Consider the following 22,527-nt stretch of genomic DNA (forward strand, 5'->3'; position numbering starts at 1 on the left):
CCAGCCACCGACGGCCCGCAGCCGACGCACCACCCCAGGGGTCCGGGGCGAAGCCCCGAGAACCTCGACTGCGGGCGCATCGTGGCTTGTCGCGCAGTTCCCCGCGCCCCTGACGGGGCGCCGCCCCCCCCCTCACGGCAGTGAGGCACGGCATATTACGGTGACCGGGTGACAACGTTCGTGGCGCTGCTGCGCGGCATCAACGTGGGCGGCAAGAAGCGCGTCCCCATGCAGACCCTGCGGGATCTGCTCACCGGCATGGGCTGCGGCTCCGTGCGCACCCACCTCAACAGCGGCAATGCCGTGTTCACCCACCCGGACGCCGGGGAGGGGGCGCTGGCCGCCGGGCTGGAGCAGGCCATCGAGCGGGAGCTCGGGCTGTCGGTGGCCTGCCTGGTGCGCGAAGCGGGTGAGGTCCGGCGCATCGTCGACGCCGACCCGTTCACCGGGCAGGAGGTCGATCCGGCACGGTTCCTGGTGCTCTTCCTGTCCGGTCCGGCCGACCCGGCCACCGTCGCGTACCTCGACCCGGCGGCGTACGCACCCGAGGAGTTCGCCCTGGGCGAGCGCGCGGTGTACCTGCACTGCGCGGCCGGCATCCGGGACTCGAAGCTGGCCAAGCAGCTCACCGAGCGCCGCCTGGGCACGACCGTCACCGGGCGCAACTGGAACACCGTCACCAGGCTCGCCGACATGGCGGAGGATGCCACCGCTTAGCATGCGGGAATGAAGCTGCGCATCCCCGGGCGCCGGCGGCTGCTCGCCGCCGTGAGCGCTGTCGCCGTGCTCGCCGGCATCGGCACCTGGACGGTGGCGGAGGCCGCCGGAAGCGATCCCCCGGTGCACCGGGAGGACCGGTTCATGTCGATGCCGGGGGCACGGATCGACACCTCCTTCTTCACCTCCGGCGCCACGGACCACCGCCGGCCCGCCGTGCTCCTCGCGCACGGCTTCGGCGGCAGCAAGGACGAGATGCGCGGCGAGGCCGAGCGGCTGGCACGGTCCGGCTACGCGGTGCTGACCTGGTCCGCGCGGGGCTTCGGGCACTCGGGCGGGCGCATCGGCCTCAACGACCCGCAGCACGAGGTCGCCGACGTGAGCCGCCTGATCGACTGGCTCGCCGAGCGGCCGGAGGTCGAACTCGACGCGCCGGGCGACCCCAGGGTCGGCATCGCGGGCGCTTCGTACGGCGGCGCCGTCTCCCTGCTCGCCGCCGGGTACGACAAGCGTGTCGACGCCATCGCCCCGCAGATCACCTACTGGAACCTGGCCGATTCGCTCTTCCCGGACGACGTCTTCAAGAAGCTCTGGGCAGGCATCTTCTTCACCACCGGTTCGACCGGTTCGGCCGGCTCCATCGGCTCCACCCGCACAGGGAGCACCGCCCCGGTGCAGGCCGGCTGCGGACGGTTCGAGCCGGAGCTGTGCGCGATGTACGAGCGCGTGGCCGTCGCCGGCCGGCCGGACGCGGCGGCGCGCGAACTCCTTGAGCGGCGCAGCCCGTCCGCCGTCGCCGACCGCATCAAGGTGCCCACGCTCCTCGTCCAGGGACAGAGCGACTCGCTCTTCCCCCTCGGCCAGTCCGACGCCGCGGCCACGGCCGTGCGCCGCAACGGCGCGCCCGTGTCCGTCGACTGGATCGCGGGCGGCCACGACGCGGGCTCGACGGAGAACGACCGGATCGAGCAGCGCACGCGCGCGTGGTTCGACCGCTATCTCAAGGGCGACGAGAGCACCGGCACCGGCCCGGCCTTCCGGGTCAGCCGGACCGGCGGCATCGACACCACCGACGGCAAGGCCCGGCTGCGCGGCGCGAGCAGCAACCGCTACCCCGGGCTGCGCAACGACCCCCGCACGGTGCCGCTGACCGGCCGCGAGCAGTCCTTCGGCAACCCGGCCGGGGCGGCCCCGCCCGCGGTCTCCGCCGTGCCGGGCCTCGGTGCGGTCTCCCAGCTGTCGGGGCTGGGGCTCGGGGTGTCCCTGGACTTCCCCGGCCAGTACGCCCGTTTCGACTCCGCGCGGCTGGACGAGAGCGTCCATGTGACCGGCTCGCCGACCGCGAAGGTGAAGGTGGCCTCCGACACCGGGGAGGCCGTCCTCTTCGCCAAGGTCTACGACGTCGGGCCGGACGGGCAGCAGCAGTTGCCCGGGCAGCTCGTCGCCCCGGTGCGGATCGGTGACGCCAAGGACGGCAGGACCGTCGAACTGCGGCTGCCGGCCGTGGACCACACCTTCGAGGCGGGGCACCGGATGCGGCTGGTGCTCTCCTCGACGGACCTGGCATACGCCTCGCCCGTTCAACCCGCCACCTACACCGTCTCCTTGGCGGGCGGCGGCCTGAGCGTGCCGGACGCACCCGAGGTGCGGACCGCCTCGGCCGCACTGCCGTGGTGGACGTGGGGGCTGCCGCTCGGCGGCGTGGCCGTCGCGGCGGGCGTGCTGCTGGCCGGGCGCCGCCGCGACGCCGCGCCCGCGCCCGATCCGGCACTGGCCGAAGTGCCCCTGCAGATCACCGGGTTGAGTAAGCGCTACGCCCGCTCCGCCGACCGGTATGCAGTACGCGACCTGTCGTTCCGCGTCGAGCGGGGGCAGGTGCTCGGCCTGCTCGGTCCCAACGGTGCGGGCAAGACCACCACGCTGCGCATGCTCATGGGCCTGATCCGCCCCGACGGCGGCGGGATCCGCGTCTTCGGGCACGCGATCCGGCCGGGCGCGCCCGTGCTGTCCCGGGTCGGCGCGTTCGTGGAGGGCGCGGGCTTCCTGCCGCACCTGTCCGGCCGGGCCAACCTCGACCTGTACTGGCGGGCCACCGGCCGCCCGGCCGAGGACGCCCACGTGGACGAGGCCCTGGAGATCGCCGGCCTCGGCGGTGCCCTGGAGCGCGCCGTGCGCACGTACTCGCAGGGCATGCGGCAGCGGCTGGCCATCGCCCAGGCCATGCTGGGGCTGCCGGACCTGCTCATCCTGGACGAGCCGACGAACGGCCTCGACCCGCCGCAGATCCGGGAGATGCGCGAGGTGATGATCCGGTACGCGGCCGCCGGGCGCACCGTCATCGTCTCCAGCCATCTCCTGGCCGAGGTCGAGCAGTCCTGCACGCACCTCGTCGTGATGGACCGCGGGCAGCTGGTCACCGCGGGCCCGGTCGCGGAGATCACCGGGTCCGGCGACACGCTGCTGGTCGGCGTCGAGGGCGAACTGTCCGATGCGGCCGTGGAGAAGGTGGCCGCACTGCCGGGCGTCGCCTCGGCCGTGCGCGACGGCGGCGAGGGGCTGCTGGTGCGGCTCGACGGCGCACGGGCGCCGGAACTGCTGGTGGAACTCGTCCGGCTGGGGATCCCGGTGGCGAGCGTCGGGCCGCACCGGCGGCTGGAGGACGCGTTCCTGACCCTGATCGGAGGCCCGTCATGAGCACCGTGTCCGTTGGGGCGCCCGGCTACCGGGCGCAGCGCACCCTTCCCCTCCGGGTGGAGGCGGCACGGCAGTTGCGGCGGCGTCGCACGCTGGTGATCGGGGGGATCCTGGCGGTACTGCCGTTCGTCCTGATCGCGGCCTTCGCGATCGGCGGCCAGCCGGCCGGGCGCGACGGGCGGGTCACGCTGATGGACACCGCCACGGCGTCCGGGGTGAACTTCGCCGCGACGTGCCTGTTCGTCTCGGCGGGCTTCCTGCTCGTGGTGCCGGTGGCACTGTTCTGCGGCGACACGGTGGCCTCGGAGGCGAGTTGGTCGTCGCTGCGGTACCTGCTGGCCGCACCGGTGCCGCGGGGACGGCTGCTGGTGAGCAAGCTGACCGTGGCACTGGCGTTCAGCGCGGCCGCGATGGTGCTCCTGCCGCTGGTCGCGCTGGCGGCCGGAACGGCCGCGTACGGGTGGGGCCCGCTGCGGATCCCCACCGGGGGCGCGCTGGATGCCGGGACGGCGACGTGGCGGCTGGCCGCCGCCGTGGCGTTCGTCTTCGCGAGCCAACTGGTCACGGCCGGGCTGGCGTTCTGGCTGTCGACGGTCACGGACGCCCCGCTGGGCGCCGTGGGCGGGGCGATGGGCCTGACGATCGTCGGCAACGTCCTGGACGCGGTGACCGCACTGGGCCATTGGCGGGAGCTGCTGCCGGCCCACTGGCAGTTCGCCTGGGCGGACCTGCTGCAGCCGCATGCGGAGTGGGGTGGGGTGGTGAAGGGGGTTGCCTTGTCGGCGACTTATGGGGTGGTTCTGGTGGCCGTTGCCTTTCGGCACTTTCGTGCCAAGGATGTCGTGTCCTGAGGGTGGGCCCTAAGGCGTTGCCCCGCCCCGTAAGGGGCGCGGGGAACTGCGCGACCAGCCACGACGCTCCCGCAGATGACGTGCTGCCCCCGGGTTGGTGCATCGGTGGCTGGTCGCGCCCACGCGGCGGAGCCGCATATGTCAACAGCCCCGCGCCCCTTACGGGGCGCAGCCGTACACCGGCAGCCCCTCCCGCGCCCCCCTCAACAGCCGACGCGCAGCGTCCCCCGCCTCCGACGGCGTCCACCGGGCGCCCCGGTCCGCCGTCGGCCCCCGGTGCCAGCCCTCCATCACCGTGATGCGGCCGCCCTCCGCCTCGAAGACCTGCCCCGTGACTCCCGTCGAAGCGGGCGACCCGAGCCACACCACCAACGGCGAGACGTCCCCCGGGTCCCCCAGCGCCTCCCCGAACACCCCCTCCGTCATCCGCGTCCGCGCCGCGGGCGCAACGGCGTTGGCCCGTACCCCGTAGCGGGCCAGCTCGGCCGCGGCCACCAGGGTCAACGCCACGATGCCCGCTTTCGCGGCAGCGTAGTTGGCCTGGCCCACGCTGCCCAGCAGCCCCGCGCCCGACGTGGTGTCGACGATGCTCGCCCGCACCGCCCGCCCCGCCCTGGTCTCGGCGCGCCAGTGCGCCGCCGCGCAACGCAGCGGCAGGAAGTGGCCCTTGAGGTGCACGCGGACGACCGCGTCCCAGTCGTCCTCGTCGAGGTTGACGAGCATGCGGTCCCGCAGGAACCCCGCATTGTTGACCAGGACGTCCAGGCGGCCGAAGGTCTCCAGAGCCGTGGCGACGAGTGACATCGCGCCCTCGCCCGTCGCCACGTCCCCGGCGTGGGCCACGGCCTCCCCGCCCCGCTCCCGAATCTCTCGTACCACCTCCTGCGCCGGCCCCTCGGAACTGCCCTCGCCCGCGAGGCCCGTTCCGAGGTCGTTCACGACGACGCGTGCCCCCTCCGCCGCGAGTGCCAGTGCGTGCGCCCGGCCCAGGCCCCGGCCGGCGCCGGTGACCACGGCAACCTGTCCGGTGCAGATTCCGGTCATCCGCTCAACTCCCTTTCCTTTGGTTGACGTTCGCGGCGTCGAGAAAGGCCGGCCGCTCTCCCCCGCCGTGGACGAGCAGGCTCGCGCCGGTGATGTAGGCGGCCCGGTCGGATGCCAGGAAGACGGCTGCCTCGCCCACCTCGTCGGGCTCGGCCAGCCGGCCGGCCGGGACGGTGCGGGCGACGGCGGCGACGCCGTCCTCGTCGCCGTAGTGCAGGTGGGCCGACTCCGTGCGCACCATGCCGAGCACCAGGGTGTTGACGCGCACCGCCGGGGCCCACTCCACCGCCATGGTGCGGGCGAGGTGTTCCAGTCCGGCCTTGGCGGCGCCGTAGGCGGCGGTGCCGGGCGACGGGCGAGTGCCGCTGACGCTGCCGATCATCACCACCGAACCACCGGCGGGCTGTTCCCGCATGATGCGGTGGGCCGCAAGCGAAACAACAAGCGGTGCCACGAGGTTGAGCTCGACGATGCGGGCGTGTGCGGCGGCGTTCACCTCCCCGAGCGGCCTGAACGGCGTGCCTCCGGCATTGTTCACCAGGACGTCCACGCGGCCCGACTGCGCGGCGATCCGCTCGAACATCTCCTCCACAGCCGCCGGTTGGCGTACGTCGGCCCGCAGGAAGCACGCCACCCGCCCCGCCGCCGCCACCGGTTCCGCCGGAGGCCGGCGCGCGCAGACGACCACCTCCGCTCCCGCGCGCAGGAACGCGCGGGCGATGCCCGCACCCACTCCCCGCGTCCCGCCCGTGACGACGGCGACGCGGCCCTCCAGGCCGCACGCTCTGCCCACTCGGCGCCTCCCGCGGCAGGCGGTCCACTGGTACCGTCACCACGATACCTAACAAACGTTTGGTGGAAAGGCAGCCGATGGGCATCTCCACCGCACGTCCCGAACCGGGCATCGCCGTCGTCACCGTGGACTTCCCGCCGGTCAACGCCCTTCCCGTGCAGGGCTGGTACGACCTGGCCGACACCGTCCGCCACACGGGCACCGATTTGCGCGTCCGCTGCATCGTCCTCACCGCCGCCGGGCGCGGCTTCAACGCGGGGGTGGACCTCAAGGAGGTACAGCGCACTCCCGGCCACCGGGCGCTGATCGGCGTCAACCGGGCCTGTGCGGCCGCGTTCTCCGCCGTCTACGACTGCGAGGTGCCCGTCGTCGCCGCGGTGCACGGTCACTGTCTGGGCGGCGGCATCGGGCTCGTCGGCAACGCCGACGCCGTCGTCGCCTCGGAGGACGCCGTCTTCGGCCTGCCGGAGCTGGACCGGGGCGCGCTCGGCGCCGCCACCCACCTCGCCCGGCTCGTCCCGCAGCATCTGATGCGCACCCTGTACTACACCGCACGCACTGTCAGCGCGCAGGAGCTGTACCGGCACGGCTCCGTGTGGCAGGTCGTACCGCGGGACGAACTGCAGGCCTCGGCACTGCAGTTGGCACGCGACATCGCCGCCAAGGACGGTTCGCTGCTGCGGCTGGCCAAGGCGGCGCTCAACGGCATCGACCCCGTCGACGTCCGCCGCAGCTACCGCTACGAGCAGGGCTTCACCTTCGAGGCCGCCCTCGACGGGGTCGCCGACCGCCTCCGCGCAGCGTTCCTCTCCGACAAGGACGACAAGGAGCGGCGATGACGGGCGACAAACGGATGACGGCGGACGAGGCGGTATCCCGGCTGGCGAGCGGCATGACGATCGGCATCGGCGGCTGGGGTTCGCGGCGCAAGCCGATGGCCCTCGTCCGGTCCCTCCTGCGCTCGGACCTCACCGGTCTCACGGTGGTCTCGTACGGCGGACCGGACGTGGGCCTGCTGGCCGCCGCCGGGAAGATCCGCAGACTCGTCGCGGCCTTCGCCACGCTGGACTCCATCCCGCTCGAACCGCACTTCCGCGCCGCCCGGCAGAACGGCACGCTCGAACTGACGGAACTGGACGAGGCGATGGTGATGTGGGGGCTGACGGCCGCCGCGCACCGGCTGCCGTTCATGCCGGTGCGGGCCGGGCTCGGCTCGGACGTGATGCGGGTCAACCCCGGGCTGCGGACCGTCACATCGCCGTACGCGGACGGCGAGGAGCTCGTCGCCGTGCCCGCCCTCGCCCTGGATGCCGCGCTGGTGCACCTCAACCGGGCGGACGCCCTCGGCAACGCCCAGTACCTGGGCCCGGACCCGTACTTCGACGATCTGTTCTGCGAGGCCGCGCGGGAGGCGTACGTATCCTGCGAACGCATCGTCGAGAGCGCCGAGTTCACCGCCGACGGCACGGCCCCGCAGACGCTCCTGGTGCAGCGGCACTGCGTCACCGGGGTCATAGAGGCCCCGGGCGGTGCGCACTTCACCTCCTGCGCACCGGACTACGGGCGCGACGAGGCGTTCCAGGCGGCCTACGCCAAGGCCGCGGCCGATCCGGCGGCCTGGCGGGAGTTCGCCGGGCGGTTCCTGTCCGGGGACGAGGACGCCTACCGGGCCGCGGTGGCGGAGTTCACGGGAGAGTTCACCGGGGAGGGCGCGTGAGCGGCGGCGCGAGCAGGGCCGAAGTGTGCGTCGTGGCCTGCGCGGAGGCCTGGCGCGGGGACGGGGAGATCCTGGCGAGCCCGATGGGTCCGGTGCCCTCGATCGGCGCCCGGCTGGCACAACTCACCTTCTCCCCCGGCCTGCTGCTCACCGACGGCGAGGCGCTGCTGACCGCCCGGGCCCCGGCGGCCGGGGACGGCGCCCGCGTCGTCGAGGGGTGGCTGCCGTACCGGCGGCACCTGGCCCTGGTCACGGGCGGGCGGCGGCACGTCATGATGGGCGCGAGCCAGCTGGACCGGCACGGGAACCAGAACATCTCCTGCATCGGCGACTGGCGGCGCCCCGACCGCCAGTTGCTCGGGGTGCGCGGCGCGCCCGTCAACACCCTCAACCATCCGGTCAGTTACTGGATCCCGCGGCACTCGCCCCGGGTCCTGGTCGAGCGGGTCGACATGGTCTGCGGCGTCGGCCACGACCGGGCGGCCGCCGCCGGACCGGCCGCGTCCCGCTTCCACTGCCTGCGCCGGGTGGTCACCGACCTGGCGGTGCTGGACTTCGAGACCCCGGACCGCACGCTGCGCGTACGCTCCCTCCACCCGGGCGTCACCGCGGAGGACGTGCAGGCCGCCACCGGCTTCCCGCTCGACGTCCCCGGTGACGTGCCGGTCACCCGGCTGCCGACGGACGCCGAACTCCGCCTGATCCGCGAGGTCCTCGACCCCGCGGGGCTGCGCGACCGCGAGGTGCGGCCGTGACCGCCCCCGAGCTGCCGACCGCCCTGACCCGGCTCGTGGGAGTGCGGCACCCGGTCGTGCAGACCGGCATGGGATGGGTCGCGGGCCCCCGGCTCGTCTCGGCGGTGGCCGCGGCCGGGGCGCTGGGCATTCTGGGCTCGGCGACCATGACGCCGGACGGGCTCAGGGCCGCCGTCCGGGAGGTGAAGGCCCGTACGCGGGAACCCTTCGGGGTCAACCTCCGTGCGGACGCGGGCGATGCGGCGGAGCGGGTGGGCATCATCGTCGACGAGGGCGTGCGCGTCGCCTCGTTCGCGCTCGCGCCCTCCCACGAGCTGATGGCCCGGCTCAAGGACGCCGGGGTCGTCGTCATCCCGTCCGTCGGCGCCCGGCGGCACGCCGAGAAGGTGGCGGCCTGGGGGGCCGACGCGGTGATCGTGCAGGGTGCGGAGGGCGGCGGGCACACCGGGGACGTGGCGACGAGCGTGCTGCTGCCGCAGGTGGTGGACGCCGTGGACATCCCGGTCGTCGCGGCCGGCGGTTTCCACGACGGCCGCGGCCTCGTCGCGGCGCTCGCGTACGGCGCGGCGGGCATCGCCATGGGCACGCGGTTCCTGCTGACGGCCGACAGTACGGTCCCGGCGCCGGTCAAGGCCGCCTATCTCGGCGCGTCCGTACGGGACGTGACGGTGACGTCCAAGGTCGACGGGCTCCCGCACCGGATGCTGCGCACCCCCTTCGTCACGGAACTGGAGCGCTCGGGCACGGCCGCCGTGCTGCTGCGGGCCCTGCGGCACGCCGCGTCCTTCCGCAGGCTCTCCGGGCTGGGCTGGGCGGACCTGGTGCGCGACGGCCTGACCGTCAGGCACGGCAAGGCCCTCGGCTGGGCGCAGGTGCTGCTCGCCGCGAACACGCCGATGCTGCTCAAGGCGGCCATGGTCGACGGGCGGACGGACCTCGGCGTGATGGCCGCCGGCCAGGTCGCCGGGGTGATCGACGACCTGCCGTCGGTCGCCGCCCTGGTCGAACGGATCATGGCGCAGGCGCAGGCGACTCTGCGAGGCTTGCCCGAGCCGGGATGAGCCGGCGCGGACGGAGGAATCGATGAACGCGGCGCGTACGCTCTGGAAGCTGACCGAACCCGTGCACGCGGTCACCTACTTCGCACCCGAGGCGCTGGACGCCTTCCGGGAGGCGGGGCTGCGGGGCTGGCGGCGCGGCTACTTCGCGGGCCGGGCCGCGCCGCTGGGCCCCGTCGGCCCGGAGCCGGTGACGGCCGCCTTCTTCAACTTCGCGCCGTCCATGGTGGCGCGGGCCCTCCCGGAGGTGTGGGGGATCACCTCGCCCGAACAGGCCCTGGAACTGCGCCTGATGGGCGCGCGGGCCACGCTGCGGCGGCTGCTGGCCGGCCAGGAGAAGGAGGTGGAGCGGGCGGCGGAGCTGCTGAGTGCATGCGTGGCCGGGCTCGACTGCGCCGGCCGGGTACTGGCCGCCGCGAACGCGGCGCTCGGCCTGCCGGAGGAGCCCCTGGAGCGGCTGTGGCAGGCGGCGACCGTGCTGCGGGAGCACCGCGGGGACGGGCATGTGGCGGCGCTGGTCGCCGCCGGGCTGGACGGGTGCGAGGTGCTGGTGCTGCGCGCGGGGAGCGACCTGCCGCGGTCGGAGCTGCAGCCGTACCGGGGATGGACGGACGAGGAGTGGGAGGCGGCCGGGTCGCGCTTGCGGGAGCGGGGGCTGCTGGGGGCCGACGGGCGGGCCACGGACGAGGGCCACCGCCTGCGCGCGACGGTCGAGGAGGCGACGGACCGGGCGGCGGAGCGGGCCGTTCCGGCTGACGCCGGCGAACTGGCGGACGTATTGGCGCCGTTGGCCGAGGCGTGCGCGACGGCGCTGCGCTATCCGAACCCGATGGGGCTGGGGAAGTAACGGGGGCGCGCCCGGCGCCCCGTAAGGGGCGCGGGGAACTGCGCGACCAGCCACGACGCGCCCGCAGTCGAGGTTCTCGGGGCTGCGCCCCGGACCCCCGGGGTAGCGCGTCGGCTGCAGGCCGTCGGTGGCTAAGCGCGCCCACGCGGCGGAGCCGCATGATGTAGCAGCCCCGCGCCCCTTCGGGGCGCTGCCGTCACCGATATTGCGGCCGCCATTCGAAGAGCAGGATGGTCGCGTCGTCCCGCAGCCGGCTGCGCTGGTGGTCGAGGATGGCGTGGATGAGCAGCCGCAGCACCTCGGCCGGGCGCTGGCCGGCGGCGGAGAAGCGGATGATGAAGTCGGTGAACTGGTCGAGGCCGAACTCCGCTCCGTCCGCGTCGCGCGCCTCCACGACGCCGTCCGTGTAGAGCAGGACGCGGTCGCCCGGTTCCAGTGTGGTCTCGTGGACCTCCCGGACCGCCGGGGCGAGTTGGCCGGCCAGGCCGATCGGGGGCTGCGGGGGGCTGTCCAGCACCCCGCCGAGCACGCGCTCGGCGCGGATCAGCAGCGGCGGCGGGTGACCGCAGTTGACCCAGCGCAGCACCCCGGTGAGCGCGTCGAGCCGGCACATCACGCCGGTGCAGAAGTGGTCGGGCAGCCACTCGGCGAGCGCCTCGTCGACGGAGCAGACGACGTCGGCCAGGTCACCGCCGCCGCGGCGGGCGTTCCGCGCCGCCGCCATGGCGACCGACGTGGTCAGGCCGGCGGCCAGATCGTGCCCCATGGAGTCGAGGATCATGGTGTGCAGCACGTCCTTGACCACCGAGTGGTCGTAGGCGTCGCCGGCGACGTCGTACGCCGGCTCCAGGACCGCGGTCGAGACGCATCTGCGGGTGCCGACGGTGTGGGGCGGCAGGAAGGCCCGCAGCATCTCGGTGGGCAACCGCATGGTCGCGGTGCGGGCGAGGCCGGCGAGCCAGTCGCTGTAGGCGCGCTTGGAGGTGATCAGCATCGCGAACAGATGGGCCAGCATCCGGCTGCGGCGCATCCGCACCGCGTCGAGCGAGGCGGTCCGCAACGCCAGCACGCCCAGCCGCTCCGCACCGTCGACCAGCGGCAGCCAGACGATCATGCCGTCGTCGGCGTCGGCCACCCGCGGGGAGACCGTGCGGTACGCCCAGCCGGCCGGGGAGCGGTCCACCTGCAGCGGTTCCGAGGTGTCGTCGAGGGGGATGAGCAGCTTCTGCTGCAGGTCGACGAGGTAGATCAGCGCGGAGCTCAGGCCGAGGGCCATGGCGCACCGGTTCGCCAGGTCGGGCAGTTCGAACGGCAGGGCCGCCTGTGCCTCGACGATCAGCTCTTCCAGCCGATTCTCGTCGATGGCGTCGGGAGCGGCGGGTGCGCGCGGTGCGTCCGACACGGCGAATCACCCCTTCCGTGCCCAGTCTCACACCGATCCCGGCCGCTCTCACGTCAGGGATGACCGTGCCGGGACCGGCCGGGCCGGCCTCACACCCGCTCCAGCACGGTCACGTTCGCCTGCCCGCCCCCCTCGCACATCGTCTGCAGGCCGAAGCGGCCGCCGGTCCGTTCCAGTTCGTGCAGCAGCGTCGTCATCAGCCTGGCTCCCGTCGCCCCCAGCGGATGCCCCAGCGCGATCGCGCCGCCGTTGACGTTGACCCGCTCGGGGTCGGCTCCCGTCTCCCGGAGCCAGGCCAGGACCACGGGGGCGAAGGCCTCGTTGATCTCCACGAGGTCGACGGCGTCCATCGTCAGGCCCGCCTTCTTCAGCGCCCGTGCCGTCGCCGGGATCGGTGCCGTGAGCATCCGGATCGGGTCCTCGCCCCGCACCGACAGGTGGTGGATGCGGGCCCGGGGGGTGAGTCCGTGCTCGCGCACCGCGCGTTCGCTCGCCACGAGCAGTGCGGCTGCGCCGTCCGAGACCTGGGAGGAGACGGCCGCGGTCAGCAGCCCGCCGGGCAGCACCGGCTTCAGGGCGGCCATCTTCTCCAGGGACGTGTCCCGGCGCGGGCCCTCGTCCGCCGCCACGTCCGCGTACGCCACCGTCTCGCGGGCGAAGCGGCCCTCGTCGAGGGCGCGCACGGCGCGGGCGTGGGAGCGCAGCGCGTACTCCTCCATGGCCTCCCGTGTGATGCCCCACTGCTCGGCGATCGCCTCCGCGCCGTGGAACTGGTCGACGGGCCGGTCGCCGTAGCGCGCCCGCCAGCCCTGCGAGCCGGCGAACGGGCCCCGGTCCAGGCCGAGCGGTTCGGTGGCCCGGCGGGCGGCGTAGCCGATGGGGATCTGCGACATGTTCTGGGTGCCGCCCGCGACGACGAGGTCCTGGGTGCCGGAGAGCACGGCCTGGGCGGCGAAGTGGACGGCCTGCTGGGAGGACCCGCACTGCCGGTCGACGGTGACGCCGGGCACCTCCTCGGGCAGCCCGGCCGCCAGCCAGCTCGTCCGGGCGATGTCGCCCGCCTGCGGCCCGACCGTGTCGACGCAGCCGAGGACGACGTCGTCGACAGCGGCCGGGTCCACGCCCGTCCGCTCCATCAGGGCCTTGAGGACGTGCGCCCCGAGGTCGGCGGGGTGCACGGCGGCGAGACCCCCGCCCCGCCGCCCGACCGGTGTACGTACGGCTCCGACGATGAATGCCTCGGTCATCGTGTCCTCCTCAGGTGTCTGGGCCCCGTAAGGGGCACGGCCAGACCGTCCAGAACCATCGACAGGTACTGCCGGGCGATCTCCTCCGGTCCGTGCTCCCCGCCCGGCCGGTACCACGAGGCCGCGACCCACACCGTGTCGCGCAGGAAGCGGTAGGCGAGGCGGGGGTCGAGGTCGGCGCGGAAGACGCCCTCGGCCGCGCCCCGCTGCAGGGTGCCCAGCCAGGCCTGCTCGAACTTCCGCTGGGACGCGGCGAGATAGCCGAAGCGGGGCAGGCCGACGAGGTGCCGCCATTCCTTCTGGTAGACGGCGACGGCGTCCCGGTGCCGGTCGATCTCCCGGAAGGACTCGGTGACGAGGGCCTCCACGGTCTCGCGGGGGCCGAGGCCGGCCGCGAGCACGGCGTCGTACCCGGTCCACAGCTCGTCCAGGAAGGCGGAGAGGATTTCGTCCAGCATCGACTCCTTGGAGTCGAAGTGGTAGTAGAGGCTGCCCGCGAGCATGCCCGCCTCGTCGGCGATGCGGCGGACGGTGGTGGCGCGGTAGCCGTGTTCGGCGAACACCCGGGCCGCGGTTGCGAGCAGTTCGGTCTTCTTGCTGGTCGGCACGGTGTCATTGTCCGTCACGCGCGCTGGCTGCTGACGGCGACGGTCTCGCCGGTCATGTAGGAGGAGTAGCCGCTGGCAAGGAAGACGATCACGTTGGCGACCTCCCAGGGCTCGGCGGACCGGGCGAACGCCTCGCGCGCGGTCAGCTCCGCCAGCAGCTCCGGTCCGGTGACCTTGGCGAGGTGCGGATGGACGGCGAGGCTGGGGGCGACGGCGTTGACGCGCACCCCGTAGGCCGCGGCCTCGACGGCGGCGCAGCGGGTGAGCGCCATGACGCCGGCCTTGGCGGCGGCGTAGTGGGCCTGGCCGCGCTGGGCTCGCCAGCCCAGGACCGAGGCGTTGTTGACGACGACGCCGCCGCTCCCGGCGGCCCGCATGCGGCGCAGCGCGGCGCGGGTGCAGCGGAAGGTGCCGTTCAGTGTGACGTCGAGGACGGTGTGCCACTGTTCGTCGCTCATGTCCGCGAGGTCGGAAGTACCGCCGAGGCCCGCGTTGTTGACGAGGATGTCGAGGGTGCCGTGGCGTTCCTCGGCGTGGTCGAGGAGGGCGGCGACCTGCTCCTCCTGCGTGACGTCGCAGGGCGCCCCGGCCACCTTCTCCGCGCCGAACTCCTCGGCGTAGGCGGCGACTCGGCTGCGCAGCCGGGCCTCGTGGGTGTCGCCGAGCACCACGCGCGCGCCCTCTTCGAGGAAGCGTCTGGCGGTCGCGCCTCCGATGCCGGTGCCGGCGGCTGCGGTGATCACGGCGGTGCGGCCGGACAGCAGGGCGTGGCCCGGGAGATAGGGCGGAGCACTGGAGCGTGACTCCTCGACGCTGCTCATGGCCGCACGGTAACCTACCAAACACTTGTTAGGGAAGGATGGCCATGACCACTGCCCCGACAGTGCGCTACGAACGGCTCGGCCCGGTCGCGACGGTCACCATGAACCGCCCCGAGTACCGCAACGCCCAGAATTCTGCGATGACTTACGCCCTCGACGACGCCTTCTACGAGGCGTCGGCCGACGACGCGGTCAAGGTCGTCGTCCTCGCGGGCGCGGGCGACCACTTCTCCGCGGGCCACGACATCGGCACCCCGGAGCGCGACGCCCATCTGCCGTTCACACGCCGGGCCGGGCTGTGGTGGGACCACGCGGACAAGGAGGGCGCCGAGCAGCGGTTCGCCCGGGAGTCGGAGGTCTACCTGGGCATGTGCCGGCGCTGGCGCGAGCTGCCGAAGCCGGTGATCGCATCCGTCCAAGGGGCCTGTGTGGCGGGCGGGTTGATGCTGGCGTGGGTGTGCGACGTGATCGTGGCGAGCGAGGACGCGTTCTTCGCCGACCCGGTGGTGCTCATGGGCATTCCCGGGGTCGAGTACTTCGCCCACCCGTGGGTGATGCCGCCGCGGATCGCGAAGGAGTTCCTCTTCACCGGCGACCGGATGGGCGCGCGGCGCGCGTACGAGATCGGGATGGTCAACCGTCTCGTCCCGCGGGAGGATCTCGCCGCGGAGACGCGGGAGTTGGCGGAGCGCATCGCCCGGATGCCGCGCATGGGCCTCGCGCTGGCCAAGCGGGCGGTCAACCAGGCGGAGGACCTGCAGGGGCTGCACGCGGGGCTGGACGCGGTCTTCGGGCTGCACCACCTGGCGCATGCGCACAACGCGGAGACGTCCGCGGACCCGCTGCGCGGCATGGATGCCCGGGCCATGAAGAACATGAAGGACGCGAGCAACACGAAGGGCGCGTGATGGACCTCGACTTCACCGCGGAGGAGACGGACTTCCGCGCCGAGGCGCGGTCCTGGCTCGCCACGCACGTCCCGAGCATCCCGCTCCCCTCGCTGGAGACGGCGGGGGGCTTCGACCGGCACCGCGCGTGGGAGCGGACCCTGTACGAGGGTGGCTGGTCGGCGGTCTCCTGGCCGGAGGCCTACGGCGGGCGGGGCCGTTCGCTGCTGGAGTGGCTGGTCTTCGAGGAGGAGTACCACGCGGCGGGAGCCCCCGCGCGAGTCTCCCAGAACGGCATCCATCTCCTCGCGCCCACCCTCCTCGTGCACGGCACCGAGGAGCAGCGCGCCCGCGTCCTGCCGCCGATGGCGCGCGGGGAGACGGTCTGGGCCCAGGCGTGGTCCGAGCCGGAGGCGGGCTCGGACCTGGCCTCGCTGTGCTCCGTCGCGCGCCCGGCCCCGGGCGGCTGGCTGCTGAGCGGGCACAAGACGTGGTCCTCACGGGCCGCCTTCGCCGACTGGGCCTTCGGGCTGTTCCGCAGCCATCCGGGGGCCGGGCGGCCGCACCAGGGGCTCACGTACGCGATGTTCCCGCTCGGCACGGAGGGCGTGACCGTGCGGCCCATCGGCCGCCTCGACGGCAGACCCGCCTTCGCGGAGCTGTTCCTGGACGAGGTCTTCGTACCGGACGCGGACGTCGTCGGCGCGCCGGGGGACGGCTGGCGGGTGGCGATGAGCACCGCGGGCAGCGAGCGCGGGCTGACCCTGCGCAGCCCCGGCCGGTTCACGGCGGCCGCCCGGCGGCTGGTGGCGCTGTGGCGCACGGCGGGCGATCCGGGCGACACCGCGCTGCGGGACCGGGTCGCGGACGCGGTGATCCGGGCACGGGCGTACCAGCTGTACGGCTACGGCCGGGCGTCGGGGGACGGGACCGCCGCAGCGACGGCGGAGTCCAGTCCCGTCAAGGTCTTCTGGTCGGAGCTGGACCTCGCCCTGCACGAGACGGCGCTGGACCTGCTGGGCGCGGACGGCGAACTCGCGGGCACGGACTGGGCGGAGGGCTGGACCTTCGCCCTCGCGGGGCCGATCTACGGCGGGACGAACGAGATCCAGCGCGACATCATCGGCGAGCGGCTGCTGGGGCTGCCGAAGGGACGGCGCGGGTGAGATTCCTGCCGGACGCGGAGCAGAAGGAGTTCGGGCGCACGCTGGACCGGATGCTCTCGGCATCCGGCACCCCGTCGGCCGTCCGGTCCTGGGCGCGGGGCACGTACGGACCGGGACTGGCGCTGTGGCAACGGGTGGCGGATGCGGGGGTGTTCTCCCTGGCGGCGCCGGAGGCGTACGGCGGGGCGGGGCTGCTGCCGGTCGAACTGGCGGTGGCCTTCGTCGAGTTGGGGCGGCACTGCGTGCCGGGTCCGCTGGCCGAGACGGTCGCGGCCACGGTGCTGCTCGCGCACCTGGGCGAGGAAGGGCCTGCGCGGGAGTGGGTGCCGCGTGTGTGCGCGGGACGTGCGCGGGTGACGCTGACCCTGCCGGGCGGGAGCCCGTACGCGCTGGACGCGGAGGCGGCGGACGCGGTGTTCACCGCGACCGGCAGCGGCCTGCTCTCCCTCTCCCCCGGCCACGGCCCGGTGCGGTCCTCGGTCGACCCCGCGCGCCGGCTGGCCCGGCCGTCCGGCGGCGGCACGCTGCTGGCCTCCGGGCCGGCGGTGCGGGCGGCGGCCGCGTTCGCGGCCGACTGGGCGGCCTTCGCAACGGCCGCGCAGGCACTGGGCGTCGGGCTCGCCCTGCTGGACCGGACGGTCGTCCACGCGCGGCGGCGGACCCAGTTCGGCGCGCCGATCGGCTCGTTCCAGGCGGTCAAGCACCGGCTGGCGGACACGTTCATCGGGCTGGCGTTCGCCCGGCCGCTGGTGCACGGGGCCGCGGTGGCGCTGGCGTCGGGGTCGCCCACCGCGCGGGCCGAGGTGGCGGCGGCCAAGGCCGCGTCCTGCGACGCGGCCCATGCGGCGGCCCGTACGGCGCTGCAGGTACACGGTGCGATCGGTTACACGGCGGAGTACGACCTGTCGCTGTGGATCGGCAAGGCGCGGGCACTGCGGTCGGCGTGGGGCGGCCCGGCGGAGTGCAGGGCCCGTGCCGTCGAGATGATCTCCGAGAAATTTTTCGAGTAAAACACCTGCTAATCTCTTGGCATGGCAAAGCCCCCACGTGTCCGGCCACTTCCCCTGCGCGGCCTCCTGCGACTGAACCGGCCCGCGGACATCTGGCCCAAGCCCGCCTTCAGCGCGGCCCTCGCCATGGCGGTGCCCGACCTCGTCCTGCTGGCGCTCGGCCGCCTCGACCTGGCCCTGTACACCGCCGCGGGCGCGCTCTGCGCTCTGTACGGGCACGACCGGCCCTACGCGGCACGGGCCCGCACGCTGGCCTGGGTGGTGCTGGGCGCGGTGGCCGGTACGGGGGCCGCCCTGACCTGTGCCGCGCTCGTCCCGTCGACGGCGGTGCTGGTCCTGCTCGCGGCGCTGGTGGCGGCGGTGCACAAGGTGCTCTGCGACGCGACGCGCATCGGGCCGCCGGGCAACATCGTGCTGACCTTCGTCACGTCGACCATGTTCTTCGTGCCCCAGCGGATCGGGGACGTCCCCGCACACCTGGGCCTGGTCCTGGCATCGGGCGCCTTCGCCTGGCTGGTGTGCATGGCCCCGGCGCTGGTGCGCCCGCACGGGCCCGAACGCATCGCCGTCGCCCGCGCGTTGGAGGCGGCAGACCGACTGCTCCGCGCGGAACCGTCCGGCGCCGCCCGGGCCCGGCACGCGACGGCCGCCGCGTCCGGCGCCGCCCGCCGGGCGCTCGCCGGCGCCCCGGCCCACGTCGCCGGGCCGCTGCACCACCTCGTCCTGCAGGCCGAAGCCGCGCTGGCGGGCCACGGGGGCGACGCCGGACAGCCGGCCGACCGGGCCCGCGCCCTGCGCAAGGGCGAGCCGCTGCCCGAGGACGCCACGCCCCCGCCGCCCCTCGACGCCCCCTCCGGGCCGCTCGCCGACCGGCTGCGCCCCGGCTCCCCGCTGCTGCCGGCCGGGGCCCGGGTCGCGGTCGGGGGGACGCTCGCCGGGTGGGCGTCCCTGGCCCTCGGCAGCAGCCACCCCTACTGGGCCGTCGTGACCGCCGCGTCCGTCTTCCAGGCCAACACCACGCTGTCCTGGCAGCGGGCGGTGCAGCGCGTCGTCGGCAACCTCCTCGGCCTGGCACTCTTCACCGCGCTGCTGCCCTTCACCCGGTCGGGCGCGGTGGTGATGGTGCTGACCGCACTCGCCCTCCAGGTGGGCGCCGAGGCGTTCATCTCCCGCAACTACTGGCTGGGCACCCTGTGCGTCACGCCCATGGCGCTGCTGCTCAACGAGTTCGCCGGGAGCCGGCCCGCCGCACAGCTCATCGGCGACCGCTGGACCGACACCCTCGTCGGCGCCGCGGTCGGGCTGCTCACCTGTGTGCTCGTCACCAACCGGCGCGCGGCGGACCGGACCGAGGCCGCCCTGGCCCGCGTCCGCGAGGCCCGGCACGCGGCCGCCGCGGACCCCGGCCCGCACCGGGACCGGCTCGCCGCCGCGCTCGTCGAGCTGCGGGAGGCGGCGGACGTGGCGGCGGGCGAGTGGTGGCAACGGGCGCTGCCCGACGAGCGGGTGGCGGAGGAGGAGCGCGAGGGCCACCGCACGCTGGCAGCGCTCGCGGGGCGGCACCCGGCGCGCGCGTAGGGCCTGTCCGGCGGATCTTCGCCCCGTAAGGGGCGCGGGGAACTGCGCGATCAGCCACCGACAGCCCGCAGCCGACGCACTGCCTCGGGGTCCGGGGCGAAGCCCCGGGCATGGCAAGTCGTCTGCGGGCGCGTCGTGGTTGCTCGCGCAGTTCCCCGCGCCCCTTACGGGGCGACGAAGGCGGGACGGCAGAATCTACCGGGAGATCCCGGGAGACCCGCCGGGAGCACCGACAGGAAGGATCGGCACTGTGGCAGAGGACATCGTCGCGCGCGTGCTGCGCCAGTGGCAGCAGGTCCACCCCGGGCTGGACACCGCGCCGATGGCCGTGATCGGCAGGCTCAACCGCTGTGCCGCGCTGCTGCAGCAGGCCACGGACGCCCCGCTGGTGCACGAGGGGCTGACCCGCGCGGAGTTCGACATCCTGGGCACCCTGCGGCGCACGGGCCGGGAGCTGACCCCGGGCCAGATCGCACGCGAGACCTTCGCCTCGGGGGCCGCGGTCACCAAGCGGCTGCGGATCCTGGAGGACCGCGCGCTCGTGGCCCGGCGCCCCGACGACCGCGACCGCCGGGTCGCCCACCTGTCGCTGACCGACGAGGGCCGGGAGCTCATCGACCGGCTCATCCCGCACCAGCTCGGCTACGAGCAGGCGCTGCTGGAGGGGCTGGGCACCGGCCGCCAGACGGAGCTCGCCGAGACCCTCGCCGAGCTGCTCGTCCTGCTGGAGGGCCGACTGGGCGGCCTGCAACCGTAGCGCCCCGTAAGGGGCGCGGGGAACTGCGCGATCAGCCACGACGCTCCCGCAGTCGACGTTCTCGGGGCTGCGCCCCAGACCCCCAGGTGGTGCGTCGGCTGCGGGCCGTCGGTGGCTGATCGCGCAGTTCCCCGCGCCCCTTACGGGGCTACGGCGTCGGCGTCGAGAACGTGTCCTTCACCTGACAGGTCTGGTCCGGCATGGGCTTGCCGCTCGTGCCGGACAGGTCCACCTTCACGTCTTCCGGGGGCAGATCCCCCGGCACCGCATTGTGCACCGCCGTGCACACCACCTGCGCACGGGCCAGGGGCGACAGCCGGCCGAGGTCCGTCGACAGCCGGACCGTCACCTTCCCCCGCTCGGTGGCGATCGTCACCACCCGTACGTCCCGCGGGAGTTCGGAGTACAGTCCCCGCATCCGCTCCGCGTCGTTGGGCCCCTTCATCAGGAGTTGCACGGCCTCCTCCGCGGTCACCTCGCCGCCTGCGGGCCGGTGGAGGGGGAGGATGCCGCCGGGCTGGCTCGCGAAGTAGAGCACGGCGTCCTCCACCCGGGCGCCCGGGCGCTTCACGCCCGTGGCCGGCAGGCCGACCTCGACGACGTCGGTCGGCTCGATGCCGCAGCCGGCGAGCGTGCCGAGCATGCCGAAGGTGCCGACCAGTCCGGCGGACACCAGGGCTGCGCGTCGTACCGTCATGCCTCCTCCTCTCCTGTGCGCAGCGGCAGGTCGACGGTGAACACCGCGCCTCCCGCAGGTGCGTTGGCGGCCATCACGGTGCCGTGGTGCAGGCGGACGTTCTCCGAGGTGATGGCGAGTCCCAGGCCGCTGCCCTCGGAGCGGACGCGGGCGGCGTCGGCCTTGTAGAAGCGGTCGAAGACGTGCGGGAGCACCTCGGGGTCGATGCCCGGCCCCTTGTCCGCGACCTCGATCAGCAGCCGGTCCTCGCCCCGGTCGGGGTGCCGGGCCACGCGCACGGCGACGCTGACGGGCTCCCCGCCGTGCCGCAGGGCGTTGCCGATCAGGTTGGCCACGACGACGTCGATGCGCCGCGGGTCGAGGCGGGCCCGGACGCCCCGGGGCAGGTCGGTGGTGACCCTGTCCTGCCAGCCGCGGGCCTGGACGGTCTTGCGCACGGTCTCGGCCACGTCGACCTCGTCCAAGTGCAGGGCGGCGGCGCCGGCGTCGAAGCGGGAGATCTCCATCAGGTCCTCGACCATGCGGGCGAGCTTTCCGGTCTCCTCGCTGATGAGGCGCACGGCGTGGGCGGTGTCGGGGTCGAGCGTGGCGGCGTCCTCGTCGAGGACGTCGACGACGGCGGTCATCGCCGCGAGCGGGGTGCGCAGTTCGTGCGAGACGTCGGCGGCGAAGCGCCGGGAGTTGGCCTCCATGCGGCGCAGCTCGGCGACGTTCTCCTCCAGTGCGGCGGCCATGTCGTTGAACGTGCGGGAAAGGTCGGCCAGTTCGTCGCGGCCGGTGACCTTCAGCCGGGTGTCCAGCTCGCCTTCGGTGATCTTCTGGGTGGCGCGGCGCAGTTCGCGGACGGGCCGCAGCACGCCGCGCGCGGCGATCAGGGCGGGCACCACGGACAGGGCCAGGGCCGGGACGGCCCCGGACTGGGCGGCGTTGACGAGGGCGCGCACGTTGGCCTCGTCCTCGCGCAGCGGCACCAGTGCGTAGACCTCGAGCCCGGACTTCTCGGAGCTGTCCCGGTAGGTGACGGGCAGGCCGATCACGAGCACGGGGTCGCCGTCGAGGTCGATGCGCTGGAAGGCGGCGACGCCGGCGCCGACCTTGTCGCGCACGCCGGGCGGGAAGCGCTTGTCCATGGTCACGCCCACGTTGTCGGGCACCATCTGCCCGCCCTTGTAGCGGGCGTGGACGAACCAGTGCTGCGTCTGTCCGGCGCGCTCCAGGCCCTGGGTGAACCTCAGCAGGTCCGTGCTGGACGGCGGGAAGCGGAGGTCGGGCACCTGGGAGGCGACCTGTGAGCGCAGCTGCTGGACGGCGGTGTCCTGGGTGCGCTTGAGGATCGCGTTGCGCGCCTCCTTGAAGGTGAGGGCGGCGGTGATCAGCGCGCTGAGCGCCGCGACCAGCAGGAAGCCCACGACCAGGCGGGCCCGCAGGCCGCGCGCGACGGTGCCCAGGTCGGGCCGGCGCAGGGCGGGGCGGCGCAGTACCGGTCGTCTCACAGCGGTGCCACGCGTCTCACAGGGGACCGAAGCGGTAGCCGAAGCCGCGCACGGTCTGGATGTACTTGGGCGAGCGCGAGGAGTCCTCCACCTTGTTGCGCAGGCGCATGACGCAGGCGTCCACGAGCCGGGCGTCGCCGTGGTAGCTGTGCTCCCACACGTGCTCCAGCAGCTGCTGGCGGCTGAAGACCCGGCCGGGGGTGGCCGACAGGTAGAGCAGCAGCTTCATCTCGGACGGGGCGAGCGCCAGGTCCTGGCCGTCCTTGCAGACGAGCAGCCCGGCGCGGTCGATGGCCAGGTCCCCGTGGATCTCCGCGGGCCGGCCGGCGGCGGGCTCGGGGGCGCCGCCGTCGTGCAGCAGCCACAGCCACTGAACGGGGTCGAG

General features: G+C 74.2%; 22 protein-coding genes. 13 read left to right on the forward strand and 9 right to left on the reverse strand.

Going from position 1 to position 22,527, the window contains the following annotated elements:
* The first annotated feature begins 168 nt into the window (after positions 1-168).
* The 3 genes from ACWD4B_RS30070 to ACWD4B_RS30080 are packed head-to-tail and all read left to right on the forward strand — an operon-like array spanning position 169 to position 4,262.
* On the forward strand, positions 169-717 hold the full coding sequence (locus tag ACWD4B_RS30070; protein WP_451423708.1) for a DUF1697 domain-containing protein: 549 nt from the start codon (positions 169-171) through the stop codon (positions 715-717).
* A gap of 9 nt (positions 718-726) precedes the next feature.
* Complete coding sequence (locus tag ACWD4B_RS30075; protein WP_451423709.1) at positions 727-3,411, forward strand: alpha/beta fold hydrolase; 2,685 nt, start codon at positions 727-729, stop codon at positions 3,409-3,411.
* A complete protein-coding gene (locus tag ACWD4B_RS30080; RefSeq protein ID WP_451423710.1) occupies positions 3,408-4,262 on the forward strand; it encodes an ABC transporter permease in 855 nt (284 codons plus the stop codon). Before ACWD4B_RS30075 ends, ACWD4B_RS30080 begins: the two co-directional genes overlap by 4 nt.
* Positions 4,263-4,421: 159 nt before the next feature.
* Here ACWD4B_RS30080 and ACWD4B_RS30085 read toward each other — a convergent pair whose 3' ends face one another.
* Positions 4,422-5,306: an SDR family oxidoreductase gene (locus ACWD4B_RS30085; RefSeq protein WP_451423711.1), complete on the reverse strand. Its 885-nt coding sequence runs from the start codon at positions 5,304-5,306 to the stop codon at positions 4,422-4,424.
* Between the two features lie 4 nt (positions 5,307-5,310).
* On the reverse strand, positions 5,311-6,099 hold the full coding sequence (locus ACWD4B_RS30090; protein ID WP_451423712.1) for an SDR family oxidoreductase: 789 nt from the start codon (positions 6,097-6,099) through the stop codon (positions 5,311-5,313).
* 77 nt (positions 6,100-6,176) lie between these two features.
* On the opposite strand from ACWD4B_RS30090, the gene ACWD4B_RS30095 reads away from it, so the two are divergent.
* From ACWD4B_RS30095 to ACWD4B_RS30115, 5 genes are read left to right on the forward strand one after another with little or no spacing between them, the layout of a single operon-like run.
* Positions 6,177-6,938 carry an enoyl-CoA hydratase family protein gene (locus ACWD4B_RS30095; RefSeq protein ID WP_451423727.1) on the forward strand — a complete coding sequence of 254 codons (762 nt, stop codon included), beginning with the start codon at positions 6,177-6,179 and terminating at the stop codon, positions 6,936-6,938.
* Positions 6,935-7,816, forward strand: a complete 882-nt coding sequence (locus tag ACWD4B_RS30100; RefSeq protein ID WP_451423713.1) for a CoA transferase subunit A — start codon at positions 6,935-6,937, stop codon at positions 7,814-7,816. Before ACWD4B_RS30095 ends, ACWD4B_RS30100 begins: the two co-directional genes overlap by 4 nt.
* Positions 7,813-8,571, forward strand: coding sequence for a CoA-transferase subunit beta (locus ACWD4B_RS30105; protein WP_451423714.1), 759 nt, complete (start codon positions 7,813-7,815; stop codon positions 8,569-8,571). Before ACWD4B_RS30100 ends, ACWD4B_RS30105 begins: the two co-directional genes overlap by 4 nt.
* Positions 8,572-8,582: 11 nt before the next feature.
* Positions 8,583-9,632: an NAD(P)H-dependent flavin oxidoreductase gene (locus ACWD4B_RS30110; RefSeq protein WP_451423728.1), complete on the forward strand. Its 1,050-nt coding sequence runs from the start codon at positions 8,583-8,585 to the stop codon at positions 9,630-9,632.
* A gap of 22 nt (positions 9,633-9,654) precedes the next feature.
* Positions 9,655-10,476, forward strand: coding sequence for an SCO6745 family protein (locus ACWD4B_RS30115; protein WP_451423715.1), 822 nt, complete (start codon positions 9,655-9,657; stop codon positions 10,474-10,476).
* A 196-nt stretch (positions 10,477-10,672) separates the two neighbouring features.
* Here the strand turns inward: ACWD4B_RS30115 and ACWD4B_RS30120 are convergent, their stop codons facing one another.
* The 4 genes from ACWD4B_RS30120 to ACWD4B_RS30135 all read right to left on the reverse strand — a co-directional run bounded on the left by ACWD4B_RS30120 (position 10,673) and on the right by ACWD4B_RS30135 (position 14,554).
* A complete protein-coding gene (locus tag ACWD4B_RS30120; protein WP_451423716.1) occupies positions 10,673-11,878 on the reverse strand; it encodes a PP2C family protein-serine/threonine phosphatase in 1,206 nt (401 codons plus the stop codon).
* Positions 11,879-11,967: 89 nt separating this feature from the next.
* A complete protein-coding gene (locus ACWD4B_RS30125) occupies positions 11,968-13,125 on the reverse strand; it encodes an acetyl-CoA C-acetyltransferase (RefSeq protein ID WP_451423717.1) in 1,158 nt (385 codons plus the stop codon).
* Entirely contained in the window at positions 13,122-13,733 is a 612-nt protein-coding gene (locus ACWD4B_RS30130) for a TetR/AcrR family transcriptional regulator (RefSeq protein WP_451423718.1), read from the reverse strand. Before ACWD4B_RS30130 ends, ACWD4B_RS30125 begins: the two co-directional genes overlap by 4 nt.
* A 14-nt stretch (positions 13,734-13,747) precedes the next feature.
* On the reverse strand, positions 13,748-14,554 hold the full coding sequence (locus tag ACWD4B_RS30135; RefSeq protein ID WP_451423719.1) for an SDR family oxidoreductase: 807 nt from the start codon (positions 14,552-14,554) through the stop codon (positions 13,748-13,750).
* A gap of 44 nt (positions 14,555-14,598) precedes the next feature.
* On the opposite strand from ACWD4B_RS30135, the gene ACWD4B_RS30140 reads away from it, so the two are divergent.
* The 5 genes from ACWD4B_RS30140 to ACWD4B_RS30160 all read left to right on the forward strand — a co-directional run bounded on the left by ACWD4B_RS30140 (position 14,599) and on the right by ACWD4B_RS30160 (position 19,952).
* On the forward strand, positions 14,599-15,462 hold the full coding sequence (locus tag ACWD4B_RS30140; RefSeq protein ID WP_451423720.1) for an enoyl-CoA hydratase: 864 nt from the start codon (positions 14,599-14,601) through the stop codon (positions 15,460-15,462).
* Positions 15,462-16,607 carry an acyl-CoA dehydrogenase family protein gene (locus ACWD4B_RS30145; RefSeq protein WP_451423729.1) on the forward strand — a complete coding sequence of 382 codons (1,146 nt, stop codon included), beginning with the start codon at positions 15,462-15,464 and terminating at the stop codon, positions 16,605-16,607. Before ACWD4B_RS30140 ends, ACWD4B_RS30145 begins: the two co-directional genes overlap by 1 nt.
* Entirely contained in the window at positions 16,604-17,617 is a 1,014-nt protein-coding gene (locus ACWD4B_RS30150; protein WP_451423721.1) for an acyl-CoA dehydrogenase family protein, read from the forward strand. Before ACWD4B_RS30145 ends, ACWD4B_RS30150 begins: the two co-directional genes overlap by 4 nt.
* A gap of 21 nt (positions 17,618-17,638) precedes the next feature.
* Entirely contained in the window at positions 17,639-19,195 is a 1,557-nt protein-coding gene (locus ACWD4B_RS30155; protein ID WP_451423722.1) for an FUSC family protein, read from the forward strand.
* A 250-nt stretch (positions 19,196-19,445) separates the two neighbouring features.
* On the forward strand, positions 19,446-19,952 hold the full coding sequence (locus ACWD4B_RS30160) for a MarR family winged helix-turn-helix transcriptional regulator (RefSeq protein WP_451423723.1): 507 nt from the start codon (positions 19,446-19,448) through the stop codon (positions 19,950-19,952).
* 148 nt (positions 19,953-20,100) lie between these two features.
* Here ACWD4B_RS30160 and ACWD4B_RS30165 read toward each other — a convergent pair whose 3' ends face one another.
* From ACWD4B_RS30165 to ACWD4B_RS30175, 3 genes are all read right to left on the reverse strand, one after another.
* Positions 20,101-20,649 (reverse strand): GerMN domain-containing protein, encoded by a 549-nt coding sequence (locus tag ACWD4B_RS30165; protein WP_451423724.1) that lies wholly within the window; start codon positions 20,647-20,649, stop codon positions 20,101-20,103.
* Entirely contained in the window at positions 20,646-22,142 is a 1,497-nt protein-coding gene (locus ACWD4B_RS30170) for an ATP-binding protein (protein ID WP_451423725.1), read from the reverse strand. The genes ACWD4B_RS30165 and ACWD4B_RS30170 overlap by 4 nt, the downstream gene beginning before the upstream one ends.
* Positions 22,143-22,158: 16 nt before the next feature.
* Positions 22,159-22,527 (reverse strand): winged helix-turn-helix domain-containing protein (locus ACWD4B_RS30175; RefSeq protein ID WP_451423726.1); only part of this gene is annotated, 369 nt, incomplete at its 5' end.

This window comes from Streptomyces sp. NPDC002536 (genome assembly GCF_053594995.1).

What these genes read in the sequence shown, in the direction of transcription:
- ACWD4B_RS30075 (WP_451423709.1), top strand. Translation starts at nt 727, where the DNA reads ATGAAGCTGCGCATCCCCGGGCGCCGGCGGCTGCTCGCCGCCGTGAGC.
- ACWD4B_RS30080 (WP_451423710.1), top strand. Translation starts at nt 3,408, where the DNA reads ATGAGCACCGTGTCCGTTGGGGCGCCCGGCTACCGGGCGCAGCGCACC.
- ACWD4B_RS30085 (WP_451423711.1), bottom strand. Translation starts at nt 5,306, where the DNA reads ATGACCGGAATCTGCACCGGACAGGTTGCCGTGGTCACCGGCGCCGGC.
- ACWD4B_RS30095 (WP_451423727.1), top strand. Translation starts at nt 6,177, where the DNA reads ATGGGCATCTCCACCGCACGTCCCGAACCGGGCATCGCCGTCGTCACC.
- ACWD4B_RS30100 (WP_451423713.1), top strand. Translation starts at nt 6,935, where the DNA reads ATGACGGGCGACAAACGGATGACGGCGGACGAGGCGGTATCCCGGCTG.
- ACWD4B_RS30115 (WP_451423715.1), top strand. Translation starts at nt 9,655, where the DNA reads ATGAACGCGGCGCGTACGCTCTGGAAGCTGACCGAACCCGTGCACGCG.
- ACWD4B_RS30125 (WP_451423717.1), bottom strand. Translation starts at nt 13,125, where the DNA reads ATGACCGAGGCATTCATCGTCGGAGCCGTACGTACACCGGTCGGGCGG.
- ACWD4B_RS30135 (WP_451423719.1), bottom strand. Translation starts at nt 14,554, where the DNA reads ATGAGCAGCGTCGAGGAGTCACGCTCCAGTGCTCCGCCCTATCTCCCG.
- ACWD4B_RS30140 (WP_451423720.1), top strand. Translation starts at nt 14,599, where the DNA reads ATGACCACTGCCCCGACAGTGCGCTACGAACGGCTCGGCCCGGTCGCG.
- ACWD4B_RS30145 (WP_451423729.1), top strand. Translation starts at nt 15,462, where the DNA reads ATGGACCTCGACTTCACCGCGGAGGAGACGGACTTCCGCGCCGAGGCG.
- ACWD4B_RS30155 (WP_451423722.1), top strand. Translation starts at nt 17,639, where the DNA reads ATGGCAAAGCCCCCACGTGTCCGGCCACTTCCCCTGCGCGGCCTCCTG.
- ACWD4B_RS30165 (WP_451423724.1), bottom strand. Translation starts at nt 20,649, where the DNA reads ATGACGGTACGACGCGCAGCCCTGGTGTCCGCCGGACTGGTCGGCACC.